This window comes from Frankia sp. R43 (assembly GCF_001306465.1).
Lineage (GTDB): Bacteria > Actinomycetota > Actinomycetes > Frankiales > Frankiaceae > Parafrankia > Parafrankia irregularis.
Window position 1 is genome coordinate 486,393 of the sequence record NZ_LFCW01000003.1, and the last position, 20,849, is coordinate 507,241.

Annotated in this window: 13 protein-coding genes; 11 read left to right on the plus strand and 2 right to left on the minus strand. The window is 73.2% G+C overall.

Going from position 1 to position 20,849, the window contains the following annotated elements; translation table 11 throughout:
• Window positions 1-23: 23 nt before the first annotated feature.
• From gabT to ACG83_RS15685, 10 genes are all read left to right on the plus strand, one after another.
• On the plus strand, window positions 24-1,403 hold the full coding sequence (gabT, locus tag ACG83_RS15640) for a 4-aminobutyrate--2-oxoglutarate transaminase (RefSeq protein ID WP_152991422.1): 1,380 nt from the start codon (window positions 24-26) through the stop codon (window positions 1,401-1,403).
• A gap of 180 nt (window positions 1,404-1,583) precedes the next feature.
• Entirely contained in the window at window positions 1,584-3,032 is a 1,449-nt protein-coding gene (locus tag ACG83_RS15645) for a ferric reductase-like transmembrane domain-containing protein (RefSeq protein ID WP_083473274.1), read from the plus strand.
• A complete protein-coding gene (locus ACG83_RS15650; protein ID WP_054566933.1) occupies window positions 3,029-3,634 on the plus strand; it encodes an FMN-binding protein in 606 nt (201 codons plus the stop codon). The genes ACG83_RS15645 and ACG83_RS15650 overlap by 4 nt, the downstream gene beginning before the upstream one ends.
• The gene (locus ACG83_RS15655) at window positions 3,627-4,466 is read left to right on the plus strand and encodes an FAD:protein FMN transferase (protein WP_369812890.1); all 840 of its coding nucleotides are present in this window, start codon (window positions 3,627-3,629) and stop codon (window positions 4,464-4,466) included. The genes ACG83_RS15650 and ACG83_RS15655 overlap by 8 nt, the downstream gene beginning before the upstream one ends.
• A gap of 178 nt (window positions 4,467-4,644) precedes the next feature.
• Window positions 4,645-5,334 carry a response regulator transcription factor gene (locus ACG83_RS15660; RefSeq protein WP_054566935.1) on the plus strand — a complete coding sequence of 230 codons (690 nt, stop codon included), beginning with the start codon at window positions 4,645-4,647 and terminating at the stop codon, window positions 5,332-5,334.
• 13 nt (window positions 5,335-5,347) lie between these two features.
• A complete protein-coding gene (locus ACG83_RS15665) occupies window positions 5,348-6,850 on the plus strand; it encodes a cell wall metabolism sensor histidine kinase WalK (protein ID WP_063793094.1) in 1,503 nt (500 codons plus the stop codon).
• 364 nt (window positions 6,851-7,214) lie between these two features.
• Window positions 7,215-8,768 (plus strand): serine/threonine-protein kinase, encoded by a 1,554-nt coding sequence (locus ACG83_RS15670; RefSeq protein WP_054566936.1) that lies wholly within the window; start codon window positions 7,215-7,217, stop codon window positions 8,766-8,768.
• A gap of 91 nt (window positions 8,769-8,859) precedes the next feature.
• Window positions 8,860-9,843: a MoxR family ATPase gene (locus tag ACG83_RS15675; protein ID WP_054566937.1), complete on the plus strand. Its 984-nt coding sequence runs from the start codon at window positions 8,860-8,862 to the stop codon at window positions 9,841-9,843.
• Window positions 9,844-9,856: 13 nt separating this feature from the next.
• A complete protein-coding gene (locus ACG83_RS15680; RefSeq protein WP_054566938.1) occupies window positions 9,857-11,002 on the plus strand; it encodes a DUF58 domain-containing protein in 1,146 nt (381 codons plus the stop codon).
• On the plus strand, window positions 10,999-13,635 hold the full coding sequence (locus ACG83_RS15685; RefSeq protein ID WP_161934765.1) for a transglutaminase domain-containing protein: 2,637 nt from the start codon (window positions 10,999-11,001) through the stop codon (window positions 13,633-13,635). Before ACG83_RS15680 ends, ACG83_RS15685 begins: the two co-directional genes overlap by 4 nt.
• Before the next feature lie 144 nt (window positions 13,636-13,779).
• On the opposite strand, the gene ACG83_RS15690 is transcribed toward ACG83_RS15685, so the two are convergent.
• On the minus strand, window positions 13,780-16,125 hold the full coding sequence (locus ACG83_RS15690; protein WP_054566940.1) for an MMPL family transporter: 2,346 nt from the start codon (window positions 16,123-16,125) through the stop codon (window positions 13,780-13,782).
• Window positions 16,126-16,414: 289 nt separating this feature from the next.
• Window positions 16,415-17,548 (minus strand): class I SAM-dependent methyltransferase, encoded by a 1,134-nt coding sequence (locus ACG83_RS42415; protein WP_235497925.1) that lies wholly within the window; start codon window positions 17,546-17,548, stop codon window positions 16,415-16,417.
• A 659-nt stretch (window positions 17,549-18,207) separates the two neighbouring features.
• Here ACG83_RS42415 and ACG83_RS15700 point away from each other — a divergent pair.
• Window positions 18,208-20,805, plus strand: a complete 2,598-nt coding sequence (locus ACG83_RS15700; RefSeq protein ID WP_063793095.1) for a SulP family inorganic anion transporter — start codon at window positions 18,208-18,210, stop codon at window positions 20,803-20,805.
• Window positions 20,806-20,849: the final 44 nt, after the last annotated feature.

A 20,849-nucleotide genomic window follows, 5' to 3' on the forward strand; every position in this document is an offset into this window, starting at 1 on the left:
GTTCCCAGTTGGAATTAGACAGCATGCCGGGGCGGGCGGAGAGTGGCTCCATGGACATCCCGCAGCACCGACTCCTGGTCACGGGCGTTCCGGGACCGCGGTCACGTCGCCTGGCCGCCCGCAGGGCCGCCGCGGTGGCGTCCGGTGTCGGCTCGACGATGCCGGTCTTCGCTGCGCACGCCGGCGGTGGGGTGCTGGTCGACGTCGACGGCAACCATTTCATCGATCTGGGTTCCGGGATCGCCGTGACGACGGTCGGGGCCAGCGCCCCGCGGGTCGTGGCCGCCGTGCAGGAGCAGGCGGCGGCGTTCACCCACACCTGCTTCATGGTCACGCCGTATGAGGGCTATGTCGCGGTGGCCGAGGCGCTCAACCGCCTGACTCCGGGGTGGCACGAGAAACGGACTGCGCTGTTCAACTCCGGCGCCGAGGCGGTGGAGAACGCCGTCAAGATCGCTCGTTCGGCCACCGGCCGGCACGGGATCGCCGTCTTCGACCACGCCTACCACGGCCGGACGAACCTGACGTTGGCGATGACGGCGAAGGAGACGCCCTACAAGCGGGGGTTCGGCCCGTTCGCGGGCGAGGTCGTGCGGGCGCCCCTGTCGTACCCGTTCCGGGACGGTCCGGCGGTCGACGGCCCGGCCGCGGCGATCCGGGCGATCGACGAGATCAGGCGGCAGGCCGCTGTCGAGGACCTTGCGGCCCTGGTGATCGAGCCGATCCAGGGCGAGGGCGGTTTCATCGAACCGGCACCTGGATTCCTGCCGGCGCTGGCGTCCTGGTGCCGGGCGAACGGCGTCGTCTTCGTCGCCGACGAGGTGCAGACCGGCTTCGCGAGGACGGGCGCGATGTTCGCCTGCGACCACGAGGGCGTCGTCCCCGATCTCATCGTCATGGCCAAGGGGATCGCCGGCGGGCTGCCGCTTTCCGCGGTGACCGGTCGTGCCGACCTCATGGACGCGCCGCAGGTCGGCGGGTTGGGCGGGACGTACGGCGGCAACCCGCTGGCGTGCGCGGCGGCACTGGCCGCGATCGAGACGGTCGAGGCAGGGGACCTCGTGGCCCGCGCCGCGGCGATCGGCGATCTGATGAGAACGCGGCTGCGCGGGTTGCGGGCGGCTGATCCGCGGATCGGGGACGTGCGCGGGCGAGGCGCGATGATCGCCGTCGAGCTCGTCGAGCCGGGCACGACGACACCGGACCCGGCGCTGGCCCGTGCCGTCGCGGCGGCGGTGCATCAGCAGGGTGTGATCGTGCTGACCTGCGGCACCGACGGCAACGTGCTGCGCCTGCTGCCGCCGCTGTCGATCAGCGACGACCTGCTCGCCGAGGGCCTGGACGTCCTGGCCGGCTCACTGGCGGCGACGTCGCCGCTGCAACGAGCGGGAGCCGGACGGTGAGCGGCGGGCCCGCGCCCACCGACTACGCCGTCGTCGGCCCGGCGACGGGCGAGGTCGTGCGGGCGTATCCGACAGCCACCGACCAGGAGGTCGCGGCTGCGCTGGACCTGGCCGCGGAACCTCGGCGCTTTCTCGGGAAGCTCTCAGGGATCTCCCAGGATCGCCGTCCACGGTGGACGCATGCCCACGACCCATCCGCCCGCCAGGCCCGGCCCCGCTGTTCCCGCGGTCGACGGCGGGGGAGCGCCGCCCGCGGGAAACCCGCGCGGTTCGCTGCCAGCCTCCGGGTGGCTGGCGGGTGGGCACCGGTCGGCCGCCTCCCGTGCCGTTCGGCTCGGGCTGGTTCTCGGCGGGGTCGCGGTGCTCGGCATGTGGTGGTTCGACACCGCGGCGGGTGACGTCGGCGGCGCCGGCGAGGTCCTCACCGCCATGGGGGACGTGTCGGGGCTCCTCGCCGCTTATCTGGTCCTCGTGCAGCTCCTGCTGATGGCCCGGGTACCCGCGCTGGAACGGGCCGTCGGCTTCGACCGGCTGGCGGCCTGGCACCGCACCCTCGGGACGAACGTCGTCCTGCTCGTGGTCGGGCATGTCCTGCTGACCGTGTGGGGACTCGGGCTCGTCGAGCATCATCAGCCGCTGTCGGAGCTCGTCTCGGTGGTCATGACCTACCCGGACATGTGGAAGGCGACGATCGGCACCGTCGGGCTCGTCGCGGTCGGGGTGGCCAGCGGGCGGACGGCTCGCGCCAGGATGTCCTACGAGGCCTGGTACCTGCTGCATCTGACCGCCTACCTGGCCGTCGCGCTGGCGTTCTTCCACCAGATCGCGGCCGGCCCGGACTTCGTCGGCCGGCCGTTCAACCGGGCGTTGTGGATCGCGTTCTACGCGGTGGTCGCGACCTGCCTGGTGGTCTGGCGGCTGGGCTGGCCACTGCTGGGCTTCGCCCGGCACCGGATGGTGGTCGAGCGGGTCGTGCCCGAAGCGCCGGGGGTTGTCTCGGTCGAGATCGGTGGGCGGGATCTCGACCGCCTCGGCGTGGCCGCCGGGCAGTTCCTGCTCTGGCGGTTCCTCACCCCGGGCCACTGGCTCACCGCGCACGCCTACTCGGTGTCCGCGCCGCCGTCGCCGCACCGGCTGCGCATCACGGTGAAGGACGCCGGGGACCATTCGGGCGCCCTCGCCCGGCTGCGGCCCGGCACCCCGGTGCTGGCGGAGGGGCCGTTCGGCCACTTCACCGCCGATCAGGTCACGACCCCCGGTGCCCTGCTCGTGGGTGCCGGCAGCGGGATCGGGCCGGTACGCGCCCTCGCCGAGGAACTGGTCCGGCGCGGCGTCGACGTCACGGTGATCTACCGGGCCAACCGGGTGGAGGACCTCGCGCTCGCCGGGGAGCTGAACGCGCTCGCGGAGGCCGGGCGGCTGACCTTCCACCGGGTCGTCGGAAGCCGCCGCGAGCTGGGCTACGACCCGCTCGAGCCGCGCTTCCTGTCAGCGGCGGTGCCGGACGTCGCGCGGCGGGAGGTCTTCGTGTGCGGCCCGCCGGGCCTGATCACCTCGTTGTCGCACGCACTGCGCCAGCTCGGCGTTCCCGCCGTCCGCATCCACCACGAGGAGTTCAGCCTCCGATGACTCGGTCCGGAAGTGACCACGGCCGGGCGCAGGGCCCAGGCCACTGGCTCGGCGGGCGCCTCGGGCTCGCCGCGCTGTTCGGGGCGGTCGTGCTGGTGGTCGGCGCCAAGGCGGTGACGGGCGCCCCGCCGGCCCCGTCGGCGGCGATCGCGACCATGCCGGGCTCGACCGCCGCCGCGGGCTCGACCGGATCCACCGGCTCGGCCGCCGCGGGCTCGACCGGATCCGCGGGAGCGGACGGGGGTGGGGGGAGCGGTTCCTCGTCAGCGGGTGAGTCGGGCAGCTCGGCCGAATCCGGTACCGGCGCCGGGGACACCTCGGTGACAACTGTCACCGGCGATTCGGTCAGCACCCGCTTCGGCCCGGTGCAGGTGCGGGTCGACCTGCGGAACGGGCAGATCACGGACGTCGTCGCGCTGGCCCTGCCCGACCAGAACGGGCGGGACCGGCGGATCAACGCCGAGGCGGTCCCGATCCTGCGCCAGGCGGTCCTCGACGCCCAGAGCGCCGCGGTCGACACGGTGTCCGGGGCGACCTACACCAGCGTGGGCTACCTGCGTTCGGTCCAGTCGGCGCTGGACCAGGCCGGTATCGGTGACTAGCCCACGGGAGGCCGCGGGCGCGCGCCACCCTGGCGGCAGGCGGGTCGAGCCGGTGATGGGCACGGTGGTGAGCATCGCCGTGCGTACCGAACTGCCGCCGGCGGTGCTGGACGCGGCGATCGACAGCGCCGTCGCATGCCTGCACCGGGCCGACGCGGACTTCAGCACCTACCGCCCCGACTCGTGGGTCTCCCGCCTGCGGCGCCATGAGATCGAGCTCGCGGACTGCCCCGGCCAGCTGCGGGACGTCCTGCGCCTGGCCGAGCTGTGTCGACGACGTTCGGCGGGCAGCTTCGACCCGGCCTGGCGGGGCGACGGCACCCTCGACCCGACGGGCCTGGTGAAGGGATGGGCGGCGGATGCGGCCTCGGCGGTGCTGACCGCGGCGGGCGCTGTCGACCACTGCGTCAACGCCGCCGGGGATGTCCGGGTCCGGGCCACGGCCCAGCGGCCCTGGCGGGTCGGGGTCGCTGATCCCCTCGCCGCGGGCCGTCTCGTGGCGGTGGTCGAGGCCGCCGAGATCGCGGTCGCGACATCCGGAACCGCCGAGCGGGGCGCCCACATCGTCTGCCCCGCCACCGGCGTGCCGGTCAGCGATCTGGCGTCGGCCACGGTGGTGGGGCCGGACCTGGCGCTCGCCGACGGCTACGCGACCGCGGCCGTGGCGGCAGGGCCGCAGGCGGTGGATTTCCTGGCCGAGCTGGAGCCGGAGGGCTGGGCGTGGCTGCTGGTCAGCGGCACCGGCGCGATCCGCCGCAGCGGCGGCTTCCCGGGGGCTGTCGCGATGGCCGCCGGCCAGGGCCCGCGGGCGGTGCCTGGAGTGCCTGAATGACGCCGTCCCGGCGCACGGCCGGCCCCAGCTCGGCTCACCCGGCTGGCACACATCCGGCTGGCACACATCCGGGATGTGCGCGAGCGCGCGTCCGTGGGCTTCCCGGCTGCGAATCCACGAGATGGCAGGGGTGAGACTGTGCTGATGGAGCAGAGCGGCTGATGGAGCAGAGCGGCTGATGGAACAGAGGGCGACGATCCTCGTCGTCGACGACGAGGAGCCGATCACGGACCTGGTGTCGATGGCGCTGCGCTACGAGGGGTACCAGGTGGCGACCGCGAGCACCGGCCAGGCGGCGCTCACCAAGGTCGCGCTCTGTGCTCCGGATCTGATCGTGCTGGATGTGATGTTGCCGGACGTCGACGGATTCGCGGTGTGTGACCGGCTGCGGCGTTCTGGTCACCACATCCCGACTCTCTTCCTGACGGCTCGGGGCACCACCGAGGACAAGGTGCACGGCCTCACGCTGGGCGGCGACGACTACGTCACGAAGCCGTTCGTCGTCAGCGAGCTGATGGCCCGCGTCCGGGCGATCCTGCGCCGGGCAGGTCACGGTGCCGAGATGTCCGGGGTGCTCGAGTTCGCCGACCTTCAGCTCGATCCCGACACCCGGGAGGTGCGCCGGGCCGGTCGGTACGTCGAGCTCACCGCCACCGAGTACCGGCTGCTGCACGTCCTGATGCGCAACCCGCGGCATGTGCTCACCCGCGCCCAGCTGCTCGACCACGTGTGGGGGCACGACTTCGCGGGCGACGCCCGGGTGCTGGAGACGTACGTCAGCTATCTGCGCAAGAAGATCGACCATGTCGCGCCTGCGCTGATCCACACGGTCCGGGGCGTCGGGTACGTCCTGCGGCTGCCGCGCTGAGCCGAGGCTGGCGGTGTCGATCCGAACCCGGCTGCTGCTCGCCCTGGTCATGCTGATCGGCGCCGGTCTGTCACTTGCGGCGCTCGGCACCCACAGCGCGATCGAGGGGTATCTCGCCGATCGGCTCGACCAGCAGGTGCGTGCGGCCCAGCCGCTGGTCGAGCGGGCGCTGGCGCGGCCGTCCGAACCGGGTGCGGATTCCGGCGCTGGCATGGATCCCGACTCCGACGGTGACATCGACCGCGAGTACCTGGCGTCCGACAAGGATCATGACTACCCGCGCTTCGGAACGGCCTACCTCGTCGGCACCTACGGCGCGCTCTTCGACGCGGACGACCGACGGGTCGCCGAGGTGAGGCCGAACCCCGGCGGGACGTCGGGCCAGGCACCACGCCCCGACGTCCCGGGGAGCCTGCTGGACGAGGCGCGGCGCCAGCCCGGCGGGTCCGGCCAGCTCACGGCCGTGCCCGCGGTCGGCGGCGGTGACCGATTCCGCGTGCTGGCGGTCTCCCGCGACCCTGGGCAGGTACTCGTCGTCGCCGTCCCCTACACGGCGATGGACGCGACTCTCGACGACATCTGGCGCATCGAGGTGGTGGCCAGTCTCATCGTCGCCGCAGCCACGGCCGCGCTCGGGTATGTCGTGGTCCGGCTGGGACTGCGGCCGCTGGAGCAGATGGAGCGCACGGCCGACGCGATCGCGGCCGGCGATCTGACCCGGCGGGTCGCGAATGCCGGTCCCCGTACCGAGGCGGGTCGGCTGGGACGCGCCCTCAACACCATGCTGGCGCAGATCGAGGCGGCGTTCCGGCAGCGGGAGAGCTCCGAGAACCGGCTGCGGCAGTTCGTGGCCGATGCCAGCCACGAACTGCGCACACCACTGACGTCGATCCAGGGGTACGCCGAGATGTTCCACCGGGGCGTCGCCGACCGTCCGGATGATCTCGCCCTGGCGATGCGCCGGATCGAGAGCGAGGCCGCTCGGATGAGTGAGCTCGTCGACGACCTGCTCCTGCTGGCGGGCCTCGACCAGGGAACAAGGCGACGGCCGGAACCGGTCGACCTCGCCGCCGTCGTCCGGGATGTCGTCGCCGACGCCCGTGCGGTCGATCCCACCCGCACGATCACCGTCGAGGTGGCGCCGCTGCTGGAGATCACCGGTGATGAGCCGCGGCTGCGCCAGGCGGTCGGCAACCTCGTCCGCAACGCGCTCGTGCACACGCCGGCAGGTACCCCGGTCGAGGTCGAGGCGGTCCGTTCTGGCGACGGCTGGGCGGTCGTGACCGTCGCCGATCACGGGCCGGGTATCGCACCCGAGGACGTCCCCCACATCTTCGAGCGCTTCTATCGCGCCGATGCCGGGCGTTCGCGTGAAGCCGGCGGCACCGGACTCGGCCTGTCGATCGTCGACGCCGTGATGCGTTCCCACGGGGGTGGTGCGGACCATTCGGCCACGCCGGGCGGTGGTTCGACCTTCAGACTCCGGATACCGGAGGTACCCCGTCCCACACCGTAGGTGCCCGGTGCGCGGGCGTGTCCAATGGCTGACATCCCGGGCCACGGGGGCCGGGGCGCAGGGGACCGGCACACCACTATGCTGATCGCGCAGGTTGTGTTCCGTATACAAGCTGTTTGCCGGGATGCCGTCCTGTGCGGGATGCGGTGCGTGGGCCGGCGCTTCGTGTGTATCCGGGCTGACAACTGGGAACGTGGGGGCGCCGCATGCGGGCAGCCGGGCGGTGGGCCGGCGCAGCGGTTTCCCGTGTGCCTCTGCCCGTCGCGGGGTGGTTTCCCGTCGCTGTGCAGGCGAGGGCCGTGGTTTCGTTCCGTCCGTTTCACATGCTGTGCCCATACAGGACGTCCACCGCCGAGACCGGGGCATGATCTCCGAGCCGGCATGGTTACGTGCCTGGCTGGGTCTGGCGTTACCGGGATTCCGGGTCGACGGGCTGCTGGGCCGGGGAGCCTTCGGCGTCGTCTTCGAGTGCGCTGACGAGCTGGGCCGCCAGGTCGCCGTCAAGGTGGTGGATCCCAGTGCGTTCAGCGGCGGTCAGGACGCTCAGGCCGAGGCGCTGCGCGAGGCGAGACTGCTGGCCAGCGTCAACCATCCGCACATCGTCGGCATCCATCGCGCGATCCCGGTCAACCTCTCCTTCGAACCACGGCTGGGATTCGAGGCGCCTGGAACGCTCCGTGCCCCACGGCCGGCCGGGGTGGCCGCACCGGATCTGACCGTGATCCTCATCGTCATGGAGCTGCTGCCCGGCGGCACGCTGGGCGATCGTCTCATCCAGGGCATCCGGTCGCCCGAGTGGTCGTGCGCGGTCGTGCTGGCGGTGGCCACGGCACTCGCCGCGGCCCACGACCGCAGGGTCCTGCACCGGGACGTCAAACCGGCGAACATTCTGTTCACCGAGGACGGCCGACCGAAACTGACCGACTTCGGAATCGCGCGTGTCCTCGAGGACTCCGGGGTGCACACCCTGAATCCGGCCGGCACGCCGCGATACATGGCTCCTGAGCAGTTCCGAACCGACCCGCTGTATCCGAGCGCGGACGTCTATGCGCTGGGTCTCGTCGCCTTCGAGCTGTTCAACGGCCGAATGACGGTTTCCGGGGTGGGCCCGGAAGCAGCCAGGTCGAACCATGTCGGCGGCATCCCGGAGAAAGTCAACCGGGTGATCTGGACGGCGTTGGCCTACGCCCCGTCCGAGCGTCACCAGAACGCCCGGGAGTTCGCGTTCGAGCTCGCTACCGCGGCGGCGGAATCGTGGGGCAACGCCTGGCTGACCCGGGCCGGTTTTCAGGCCTTTCTTGAGACCGACATCCAGGCGGCGGCGCTTGGCTACACCGCCCCCGTCTCGGACGCTCCCCGGCCGCACCGTGCCGACCCGCCGATCGCGCCGGATTCCCCCATGGGGCGCCCTGGCCAGAGGTGGTCCGACAGCCAGCCGGCCGGTCAGCCCCGGACGACGGGACCGGCTGCCGAGGCCGCAACGGACGGACCGTTCGTCGAGCCGCCCGCCGGTAGGCCGCCGGCCGAGCCCGCCACCGGCGGCCCGCCTGTCGAACCGTCCACCTGGGTGCTGGCCGAGCGGTCACCCGTGGGTGGACCGGGCGTCGAACCCGAGCCGGCTGGTGCTGTGCCCACAGCCCCGCCCGCTACCGCTGATCCGCCTGTCACCACCGGCCCGCCTGTCACCACCGTCACCACGGGCCCGCCTGTCACCACGGGCCCGCCTGTCACCACGGGCCCGCCTGTCACCACGGGCCCGCCTGTCACCACCGGGCCGCCCGTCACCACCGGCCCGCTGGTGGCCCGCCTGCGCGACGGGGCGGATCCGCGGGCTGGCGTGCGGGGCGCGCTCGTCGTGTTCGGCCTGGTCACCCTGATCGCGGCGCTGGTCCTGTTGGCGGTGGTCGTGTACCGCTGACGCGCGACTTCGCCCACCGGCTCGGCGGCCGGTCCATCCCGACGAACAGCCGAACCGACCAAGTAGACGACCCCGAACAGAGGCAGGAGAAATGCCGGATCCGATCAGGCAGCGCGCGGCTGTGACGCCATCGGAGGTGGCCTGGTTCGCCGATCGCTGCAACAGGATCGTCGAGAACGTCGAGCGGGTCATCCGCGGCAAGACGGAGGTGATCCGGCTGGCCGTGACCTGCCTGGCCGCCGAGGGGCACCTGCTCATCGAGGACGTCCCCGGCGTGGGCAAGACCTCGCTGGCGAAGGCCCTGGCCGGCTCCCTCGACGGCGGCACCAGCCGTCGCATCCAGTGCACCCCGGACCTGCTGCCCACCGACATCACCGGGGTGTCGATCTGGAACGAGCAGACCAGCGGGTTCGAGTTCCGCCGGGGCGCCGTGTTCGGGAACGTGGTCCTCGCGGACGAGATCAACAGGGCGTCCCCGAAGACCCAGTCGGCGCTGCTGGAGGTGATGGAGGAGCGGCAGGTCACCGTGGACGGCGCGACCCATCCGGTGCCACGGCCGTTCCTGGTGATCGCGACGCAGAACCCGGTCGAGCACGGCGGTACGTACGACCTGCCCGAAGCCCAGATCGACCGGTTCATGGCGCGCCTGACGATGGGGTACCCGGACTACGGCCCCGAGGCCGAGATGATCCTGAACCGGGCCGCCGGCCATTCCGTCGTGGACCTGGCCCCCGTGGTCCCGGCGGCGGAGATCCACCAGATGACCGATCTGGTGCACCGGGTCTACCTGGCGCAGCCGGTCGTCCACTACATCCTCGACATCGTCGTGGCCACCCGGACGCATCCGGAGGTGCGCCTCGGCGTGAGCCCGCGGGGCGCGCTCACACTGGCTGTCGCCGCGCAGGCGCACGCCGCCGCCCGCGGCTCCTGGTTCGTCACCCCCGACCATGTGAAGGACCTCGTCCTGCCCGTGCTGGCCCACCGGGTGCTGCTCCGCCCGGAGGCGGAGCTGGCCGGCACCACCCCCGAACGGCTCCTGCGCGCGATCGTCGCGTCGGCCCGGGTGCCGGACTGACGGCGGCCGGGAGATGATTACCGGGACGGGGATCGCGGTCGCCTTCGTGGCGGCGTTCCTGGGTATCGCCGGGGTCGCGTTGGGATACCCCGAGCTGGTCGTCGTGGCTGCCGCCGCGGCACTTTCCCTGCTGGTCGCCGGCGCCTGGCTGCTCGTCACCCCGAACGTGACGATCTCCCGGGAGATCCATCCGGTGCGGGTCGTCGAGGGCGAGCCCGCCTTCGCCCAGCTGACCGTCACCAACATCGCCAACCGGCGCTGCCCACCCGCCCAGGCACAGGAGCGGGTCGCCGGCAGATCGGTGGGCGTCGCGTTGCCCGCGCTCGCCGCCGGCGGGTCGGCGCGGCGCACCTACCCGATCCCCACCCCGCGGCGCGGCGTGTTCGAGATCGGCCCGCTGATCATCGCGCACAGTGACCCGCTGCGGCTGGTCCATGTGGGCCGGGCGTTGCCGCAGCGCTCCGTCCTGCGGGTGCGCCCGCGGGTGCACGCCATCCCGCCGTTGCCGACCGGTGGCTCGCCCGACCTGGAAGGCCCGACCTCGGACGCCGCTCCGCGCGGCGGCGTCGCCTTCCATTCGCTGCGGGAGTACGTCCGCGGGGACGATCCGCGGCTGATCCACTGGCCGTCGACGGCGAAGCTGCGAAAGAAGATGGTGCGGCACAACGTGATCCCCAACGACCCCACGATGCTGGTGGTGCTGGACACCAGCGCGGCGCCCTACACGGGTGACGCGTTCGAGGACGCGGTGCGCATCGTGGCGTCGCTGGTGGTCTCCGGGCATACCCATGGCTTCCCGGTCGTGCTGCGCACCACCGGTGGCGAGCAGGTGGCGGCCGGTCACGGCCGCGAGTCCCTCGACGCGGCACTGGACCTGCTCGCGGCCGTCTCGCCCCGCGAGGGCGACCCGGGACTGGCCGCGCTCGCCGGCATGGTTCCCGGTGAGCCCGGGGTGGCCCTCGGGGCGGTCACCGGTCAGCCCGCGGCCGGCCAGCTGGCCGCCGTGACGAAGGTCAGGCCCCGGTTCGCGATGGTCAGCCTGGTGCTGGTCGGGGAGCCGCGGGGGCGGCCGACGGTGTCGGGTGCGCTGGTTGTCCACGCGCGTACCAGCGAGGCCTTCGCGGCCGAGTGGACATCCGGGGCGGGGGCGGCCCGGTGACCAGCCCGACGGACGAGATCCGTCCCGCGCATCCCTCCCCGTGGCCCCAGTCCCAGCCGTCCCGAGCCTCCCAGCCGTCCGAGCCGTCGCGGCCATCCCAGCGGCGTCATCCGCTGCGGTGGCTGCGGTCACCGTGGCCGCACCAGCGGGGCCGTGACCGGATCGCCCAGGCCGTGCTCGTCGCGCTCGCCTGCCTGCCGGCCGCGCTGGTCGCCGGCCGGCTGTTCGCCGGGATGCGCTACCTGGCGCCGCTCGCCGGTGCCGTCGTGGTCGCCGCGCTGGTCGCGTGGCTTTCGGCCCATCTGGTGGCGAGAATCGAACTTGTCTGGCTGCTCGGTCTCGTCGGCGGCGTGCTCTACGGCATCGTCCTGACTGCCGGGAACGTGGACCTGCTGGTGAGCGGCCTGCGGGCTGGCTGGCCACGGGTCCTGGCCGCCGCCGTTCCGGCCGAGCCACGCGCGATGCTGCTGATACCGCTGGGCGCGCTGCTGTGGGCGGCGGCCCACCTCGCGGTCGTCCTGGTCGTGCGCACCGAGAACACGCTGCTCCCGCTGCTGCCGCCGCTCGCCGGGCTGATCGGGGTGCTGCTGCTGGTCGGTGACGCCGGCGACGGCGTCACCGCGGCCACCCTCGCCCTCGGCGGCTGGCGGCCGTCGCCGGTGCTGCTCACCGGCGTCTTCATCCTGCTGGCGATGGCCGTGGCGGCGCTGCGAGCGGCGCGGCCGCTGGCGGCTCCCGACCCGGCGACCGGCCCGGCCGGTGGTCCCGACGGGCCTGGCGGGCCTGGTGGGTCTGGCGGGCCTGGCGGGCCTGGTGGGTCTGGTGGGTCTGGCGGTCCGGCCGGATCTCCGGGCCGAGCGCGGCGTGCGCTGAACGGATCACTTGTGGTGACAGTGGTCGTCGTCGTGGTCGTCACGCTGCTGGCGACGGTGATCGGCCGCCAGCTGCCGGTCGCGGCCCGGTTCGACCCGCGTGAGCACGTCAGCCCGCCGGTCGAGAACGTCACCGCGCTCAACCCGCTCGTCCAGGTGCGCGCCCAGCTGGTCGACGCGGAGCATGAGGTCTTCACCGTGCGACTGGCCGACGATCCGAGGACCGGCAGGCCGGCGGCCGCCGACACCCGGGTGCGGATCGCCGCGCTCGGCGACTTCGACGGCGCCAGCTGGCGCGACGACGGCCAGTTCGTCCGGGTCGACGAGACGCTTCCGACCTCCGACGGGTCGTCGGTGCGACCGTCCGCCTCGGTCACCGTGCGTGCCGAGGTCACGTTCGGTGCGGCCGGCAGCGATCTGCTTCCGACGTTCGGCCAGCCCACGTCCGTCACGTACCACCCGGCCGCCGAGGTCGCCGGAGCCGCACCGGCCGGCGGGAGCGGTGACGCGCCCGATCTCGTCTTCCAGCCTTCCTCCGGATCACTCGCCGCGCTGGCCACACCCGCGCGAGGTGACCGCGTCGAGCTGGTCATGCAGGTGCCGCGGCCCAGCCAGCGGGCGCTGGCCGAGGCCGTCCCCGCCACCGGCCCCGCGGCCGAGCCCTACACGACCCTGCCGGGCCGGCCGAGCTGGCTGGAGGCGACCGCCAAACGGCTGGTCGGCGACGCCCGCACGCCCTACCAGCGGCTCGACGCCCTCCAGAAGGCGCTCGCCGGGCCCGGCTATCCGTATGACCTGTCCGCTTCCCCGGGGCACTCCTACGGTGTTCTGAACGACTTCCTCAATCCCCAACAGGAGTCCGACTCGCACGGGTACGCCGAGCAGCACGCCACCGCGTTCGCCGCGCTGGCCCGCGCGCTGGGCTTCCCGACCCGGGTCGCCGTCGGCTACCTGCTGGACCGTAACCGGGTGACCACCGACGGCGCGTTCACCGTCACGAACTGGCAGGCACACGCCTGGCCGGAGGTCCTGCTCGCGGGCATCGGCTGGGTCTCGTTCGAGCCGACCGACATCAGCGACCTGCGCCACCGGGCGCCGACCGTGGAGCCGATGCCACTCGGCGGGAGGAGCATCGAGGCCCCCGCGTCGCTGAAGCCGCTCGAACCACCGGGCGTGGATCCGCCGTCGGACGCCGGCGGCGGTGCGGGAGGCGGAGCTGGTCGTGTCCTTGCGTGGACTCTGCTCATCGCCGTGGTCTCCCTGCTGGGGCTGGTCCTGGCCACCCTGTCGCTGATCATCGGCGAGAAGGCGCGTCGCCGTGCGGCGCGTGGCCGCGGCACCCCCGGCGAACGGGCGCGCGGTGCCTGGCATGAGGCCAGGGACAGGCTCGCCGAGCACGGCGTTTCCCGCTCGCGGGCGCTGACCTACCGCGAGGTGCTCGGCCTGGCGGGGCAACGGCCGGCCACCGCCGCGGTCGAACAGCCGCTGCGCGAGCTCGCGGCGCTGGCCGAGATGGCCCGGTTCGCCGGCGGGGGCGCGGTCGAGCCCGACGCCACGCGCGCCTGGCAGCTCGTCGCGCAGATCCGCCACGGGCTTCGGAACAGCAACGGCCGGGCGAGCGCGCTGCGGGCGAGGATCGATCCGCGGCCACTGCTGCCACCACCACGCGGATCCTCCGATCTCTCGCCGGACCCGGCAGCGGAGGTTCCGCCGGGCGGGCCGCCGGGCCCACCACCACCCTCCTGGGCCGAACCGAGGTAGGCGACACCGACGGGACGTCGCCGTCCGCCTGCCTGATCGCGAGGTCTGACAGGTGCTGTCCGGTGGCCGGCACAGGCGGCGCCCCACGCTGTTCGGTGTTGACCGAACACCGAACACCGAACAGCGTGGGCGTGCGCCGCCGGGTCACCGGCCGATCGGGTCGGGTTGCTGCTGGTCGGTCTCGTCGAGGGGAGCGAGGGGATCCTGCTGCCGGGGCAGGGGGAGGTGCGGGCGACCGACGGCGGGCAGGCCCGGGCTGTCGGCCGTGGGCTCGCTGTCGGAGCGGGGCGTTGACGGCGCCGCGGGGCCGCCGCCGTGGACGTCCAGGTGCGGCAGCACGCGGTCGAGCCAGCCGGGCAGCCACCAGTTCACCCGGCCGAGCAGGGCCATGGTGGCCGGCACCATGATCATGCGGATGATGGTCGCGTCGACGAGCACGGCGACCGCCATCCCGAAACCGACCATCTTCACGGTGACGTCCGGGTCGAGGGCGAAGCCGGCGAACACCGCGATCATGATCAGTGCGGCGGAGCTGATCACCCGGCCGGTGGAGGCGAGCCCCCGCACGACGCTGCCGTGCGGGTCGCCGGTCGCCAGGTAGTCCTCGCGGATCCGGGAGAGCAGGAACACCTCGTAGTCCATGCTCAGCCCGAACAGCACGGTGAACATCAGCACCGGCAGCCAGCTCGACATCGGCACGCTGTGTGGCAGACCGAGCAGATCCGTCCCCCAGCCCCACTGGAAGACGACGGTCACCACGCCGTACGCGGCCGCGATCGAGAGCAGGTTCATCACCGCCGCCTTCAGCGCGACGACCGGTGAGCGGAACACGAGCGTCAGGAGCAACAAGGAGACACTCACGACGAATCCGACCACCCACCACAGCCGGTCGGACATCCAGCGCGACAGGTCGGTGTAGACGGCGGTCAGGCCGGTGATCTCGACACCTGCCGGCAGCACCTCGGCGCGCAGCGTTCGTACGAGCTCCGCGGCGCGTTCGTCGCTCGGCCCGACCGTCGGTGTCACGATGATCACCGCCGCGTCGCCGCTGGGCGCGACCACCGGTTCGGCGACCGCGGCGACATCCGGGGTGGCGGCGAGGCGGCGGACCAGCCCGTCGAGGTCGGTGGCGGAGATCCTGCGCAGGTCGGCCGCGACGATCAACGGGCCGTTCGCGCCGGGGCCGTACTCGGCGGCGATCAGGTCGTAGGCGCGGCGCTGGTAGGTGGAGTCCGGCTGGCTGCCGGCATCCTGCGGCCAGGTGCGCATGCCGAGGATGGGCGCGGCGAGCAGCAGCAACAGCAGCAGGGCACCGACCGCCCAGGGCAGCGGACGTCGCCCGACCCGCTCGGCCCAGGCCGCGGTCAGCGTGCGTCGCGGCTGCGGCTGCGGCTGCGGCTCCGGCCTGGTCTCCGGCTCCGGTTGGGCTGTGCGATCGGCCGTGTCCTGGGCCATGGCCACAGGCGCGCCGGCCGCCGCCGATGCACTGAGGGCGGCGCGGGCGCGTCGGCCGAGCAGCCGGGTCCCCGCGAGGCCGCACAGCGCCGGGACGAGGGTGAGAGCGGTGACGACGACCGTCACCACCACCGCCGCGGTGGTGAAGCCGGTCGTGACGTACGTGTTGAGCCCGACGAGGCGCAGGCCCATCAGGGAGAGCACGACCGTCACCCCGGCGAACAGGACGGAGACACCGGCGGTGCCGTTGGCCCGGGCCGCGGCCTCGGGCACGCTCAGGCCGTTGCGCAACCCCTCGACGTGCCGGGTGACCAGCAGCAGCGCGTAGTCGATGCCGACGCCGATGCCGACCATCGAGGCGAGGGTCGGTGCGATGGTGCTGACGTCGGTGCCGGCCGCGATGAGCGTGATGCCGGCGCTGCCGATACCGAGACCGATCAGCGCCACCGCCAGCGGCACCCCGGCCGCGATGATCGATCCGAACGCGATCAGCAGGATGACCAGCGCGAACGCGATGCCGACCGCCTCGGCGGTGCCGCTGACCTCCTGCACGTTCTCGGCCACCTGGCCGCCGAACTCGGTGGTCAGCCCGGCCTCGGCCGCGGGTGTGACGGCGTCGACGAGCTGGTCGATGGCCTTGCTGCCGCCGAGGTCGGTGACCGGGCGGTCGTAGTTCAGGGTGAACATCGCGGTGTCACCGTCGGCGGAGACCTGCGGCGGGCTGACGACCACGACCGCCGGGACGTCGGCCAGCCGCCGCGCGACGGTGTCCGTGAGCCCGGTCGCGACCGGGCTGCCGTCCCGGGTGTGCAGCACCACCCTGGCCTGGGCCTCCGCGAGCGCCGGGAACTCGGCGCGCAGCAGGTCGGTGCCGCGTTGGGAGGCGGTGCCCGGCGCGTCGAAGTCGTCGTGCGGCTCGCCTCCCAGCTGGGCGGCGAGCACCGTCGCCACGACGAGCGCGACGACCCACACGCCGATCACGCGCCAGGGCCGGGTCGCGGCCAGCCGTCCCACCCGGTAAAGGAACCCGGACATCACTCCTCCTTGTTGCCTGGCCTGACGGCCGACGGTGTTGCCCGGCCTGACGGCCGACGGCGCCTGCGGGGTGAAGTGCCGCGGTCGCACGTTCGTGGGCGGTAGTCCGACCCACGGTGGCTGCGGCCTGTCCGACTGTGGCATCAATATTTGTCAGGATGTGTCGGGCGGGTGACGTGTTGTGGCTGGTAGAGGCGTCGTTCTCCCGACTGCCGGACCGTCTCCCGGTGCGTTCGCCGTTCGGGCGCGTGGCAGTGGCAGTGGTGCGGGGGCCCAGCTGGTCGGCCGGTCAGTCGCCCGTGCGGGAGGCGAGTGCGAGAAAGCGGTGCGAGGCGTCGTCGTGGCGGTCCAGCCGCCAGCCCGCGGCGGCGAGCAGCGGGCCCAGCCGGCCGGGGGCGAGCGGCTCGTCGGGGCGGAGGGTGCGGCCGTGCCGGGCGGCCAGCGCGGCGCGGCCCGAGGGGTGGAAGATCGCCAGGCGGCCGCCGGGCCGGCAGACCCGGGCCAGCTCGGCCAGCCCGGCCCGGATGTCCGGAAGGTGATGGACGAGCCCGGCCGCGAACACCGCGTCGACCCGGCCGGACGCCAGGGGGAGCCGGCGGGCGTCACCGAGCAGCAGCTCGCCGGGCCGCGCCCGGCCCTGGTCCCGCGCGACCTCGAGCATCTGCGGGGTGACGTCGAGACCGAGCACCACGCCGGCCGGCCCGACCGCTGCCCTCAGCGGGGGAAGGGCCCGTCCGGTGCCGCAGCCGACGTCGACGACGACCGCACCGGCCCCCGGCGCCAGGTCGGCGACCGCGGCGGCGTAGGCGGCCGCGTCGTCGCCGAACCTCGAGTCCCACGTGGTGGCGCGAATCGCGAAGAAGGCCCGGCTCTCGCTGACGTGCCAGGTGTCGGTGACGCCGAGCCGGTCCGCGACCCGCCGGATCACCGGCCAGGTGAGATCATGCAGGTCGACGATGACGTCCGCGCGGCCATCGAGATCGTCGTCGCCGGTGGAGCGGGTCCGCAGGCCGATCACGAGGTCAGCGGGTCCGTCCGTCGGGCCGTCCGTGGTGCCGGGCGCGGTGGTCGTGCCGGCTGCGCTGGGCGCGCTGGCCGCGGTGGTGAGCGTCGCGGTGGCCGGGAGAGGTGCGGTCGGGGCGAGAGATGCGGTCGGGGGGAGAGCCGGCGGGCGGTCCGCGGTGGTGTGGTGGGCCCGGGTGCAGGGTCGGCCGGCCGTGTCGAGCGCCGCGCCCAGGCGCTCGGCCATCGCCTCGACGGCCTCGATCGCCCGGCCCTCGACCCGTATCCGCACCGCTGGCGCCGGGAGCACCGCCGGCGCCGGGAGCATCGCCATCAGCAGGCCGAGTACCTCGTCCCAGCGGCGGACCTGCGCCGCGGTCAGCTCACGCGCACCAGTCGGCAACGCACCTTGGTCCGGCATAGCCCACATCATCGACGAGTCGTCCGCCGCGAGCCTGCTGTGGATTGGCGCCGATCAAGATCGCTGGCCGGTGGGCGGGGAGGTTCGCACTCCACGAACGCCGCCGGACCCCCGAGCGTCCGGTGGCCCGGTGGCCCGGTGGCCCGGTTTGGCGACCCGCAAGCGTGAACGATTTTGGTCGTTCCGGCGACCAGAATCCTTCGTTCTTGCGGGTCGCCAGGCGACCCGGTGCGCCTTTCGCCCCTCTTGGGGTGAGTTGCTGGTGCTGCGGTGCGGGGCGGTGCGGGATCCGCTTTGGGTGGCTGTGCGGGTGGGCGCCCACCGGCCGGCCGGCCGGCCGGTGGGCTGCCGGTGGGCGTGCCCGCGCCCCCGGGCCGAAAGCCCCGAGCTGACGCGGGTCGCAGGTAGCCGGGCCGTCGGACCTTTAATCCCAGGTCAGCGGCGGCGGCTACCCTATGATTTCGAAGTGACGCGCTAGGCGTCCTATTCCGGATTCTTGCCCGGGTCATCTACCCGGTGGGCACATTCTTCCTGCCGTGCAGTGGTGGTGGAGGCAGGGGTCCCGCTCCAAATCACGTAACGTGTTCGAACCTGTACTACTCAACATCGAGATCTTGATGGCCTGACGCTGACGTTGCGCCCTCGCCGAGGAGACGATCGTGCACGCCGAGCACCACGAGCCAAGAAACAAGCCACCGGCGGGATCCGTCCCGACCGCGTTGCCCTATCCGTCGGAGACGGATTCCCATGCGGGGGCCGAAAGCGCCCCCCGACCTCGTACCAGTTCCGGGCGTTCCGACCAGCCGCACCGCGGCGGTCGCCCGACGGACGCCGGTGTTTCGGAACACCCGAGCTTCCCGGGAATCGGCGACGATCTGGGGTTTTCCTCCACTTCTTCTGCTTCTTCCACGTCCGCCGCCGCGTCTTCCGCGCCCACGGGCACCGCGTCCGCCGCGGGCCGCCTGAACCGCGGCGGCCCGCTCGACGGAGCGCCGCGAGGGGTCTGGCGCCATGACCTCGAAGCATCCGTCGTGGTCTTTCTTGTGGCACTTCCGCTTTCGCTGGGTATCGCGGTCGCCTCCGGAGCGCCGGTGGTCGCGGGGATCATCGCGGCGGTGGTCGGCGGCGTCGTCGCCGGCGCACTGGGCGGGGTGCCGCTGCAGGTCTCGGGCCCGGCGGCCGGGTTGACCGCGGTCGTGGCCGAGATCGTCGTGACCCACGGGTGGCGGGTCGCCTGCTTCATCACCGCAGCGGCCGGCGTTCTGCAGATACTTTTCGGGCTCAGCCGGGTCGCCCGCGCCGCGCTGGCGATCTCACCGGCGGTCGTCCACGGCATGCTGGCCGGTATCGGCCTCACGATCGTCATCGGCCAGCTGCACGTCGTGCTCGGCGGCACCGCCGGCTCCGCGGCGTGGGACAACCTGGTCGTGCTGCCCGGTGAGATCGTCTCGCCGTCGGTTCCGGCCGCGGCGCTGCTGGGCGTGATCACGATCGTGCTGACCGTCGGGTGGCCGCGACTGCCGCGGCCGCTGTCCGCCGTTCCGGCGCCGCTGGCGGCGGTAGCCGCCGCGACCGTCATCTCGCTGCCGTTCGACGTCCCGCGGGTCACCCTGCCCGGGGACCTGCTCGGCGCGATCCAGCTGCCCGAGATCCCGAGCGGCCAGTGGGGTGCCGTCGCGCTGTCGGTGCTGACCGTCGCCCTGGTCGCCAGCATCGAGTCGCTGCTGTCCGCGGTCGCGGTGGAGGCGATGCACTCCGGCCCGCGCGGCGACCTCGACCGTGAGCTGCTGGGGCAGGGGGCCGCGAACACCGTCTCCGGCCTGCTCGGCGGCCTTCCGGTCACCGGGGTCATCGTCCGCAGCTCCACCAACGTCCGCGCGGGTGCCCGCAGCCGGCGGTCGGCGATCCTGCACGGCCTGTGGATGGCCGGCTTCGCGCTGTTGCTCGCGCCGGTGGTGGCCCGCATCCCGCTCGCCGTGCTCGCCGGCCTGCTGGTCGTGATCGGTATCCGGCTCGTCGATCTGGCCCACATCCGGGCGATCGCCAAGCACGGCGAGCTCGCCATCTACCTGACGACCGTCGTCGGGGTGGTGCTGCTCAACCTGCTGGAGGGCGTCCTGCTCGGGGTCGCCACGGCACTGCTGCTGGCGTTGCGCCGGACGCTGGTCGCCCCGGTCCACGTCCATCCGCCGTCCGGCCCCGGATCGCCCTGGCGGGTCGTGGTGGAGGGGGCGCTGACCTTCCTCTCGCTGCCCCGGCTGTCGCGGCGGCTGGCGGAGGTGCCGCCGGGGGCACCCGTTCGGCTCGACCTCGCCGTCGACTACCTCGACCACGGCGCGCACAAGATGCTGGACGACTGGATCGCCGAGCGTCATCGCGCCGGGACGGCGGTGACGGTCGACCCGGTCGGCACCGTCCCGCTGGCGCTGCCTGGCGCGCCGACCCATCCGCGCCAGCGGCGGATCCTGGCGAGCCTGCTGGGTGCCCGTCCCGGCGGCGGCCAGGGCGGTGCGGTCCGGCCACCGCGCTGGCTGGCTCCGTGGTCGTCCTGGCAGCACGGCCATCATCATGATCACAGTCATCTGCTGAACGGGGTCGACGAGTTCCATCGCCGGACCGCGCCGATGATCGAGCCGTACCTCACCGAGCTGAGCGCGGGCCAGCGTCCGTCCACTCTGTTCATCACCTGCAGCGACTCCAGGCTGGTGCCGAACATCATCACCAGCAGCGGCCCCGGTGACCTGTTCACGGTGCGCACGCCCGGTGCCTTCGTCCCCGGGCCGCAGGCGGTCGGGGATTCGACGTTGGCCGCGATCGAGTACGGCGTCGAGGTGCTCGGGGTCCGGACCATCGCGGTCTGCGGGCATTCCGGCTGCGGTGCGATCAACGCGCTGTTCGACCGCGACGGGCACGCCCCGGCTCCGGGTACGGCGCCGCTGCGTCATCTGGAGGGCTGGCTGCGCCACGGCGAGCCGGCGCTCGAACGCGCCGAACGTGTGGCGGGTGGCCTGCCCACGGACGCCGACGAGCTGAGCCGGATCAGCGTCGCCCAGCAGCTGGTGGCTCTGCGCGGGCTGTCCGTGGTGCGGCGTGCGGAGCGGGAGGGACGTCTGCAGCTGGTCGGCATGTGGTTCGACATCGCCACGGCCCGCGCCATCGTGCTGGACGAGACGACCAACCGCTTCGAGGTCCCGACGGTCAGCCTCGTGCCGGCGCTGGAGAGCGGCCAGCGTCTGGGTGACGCCGTCGGGCACTGATCCTCCTCTCTCCCCGCGGCGGCGGTGACGAACGTGCTCGGGCC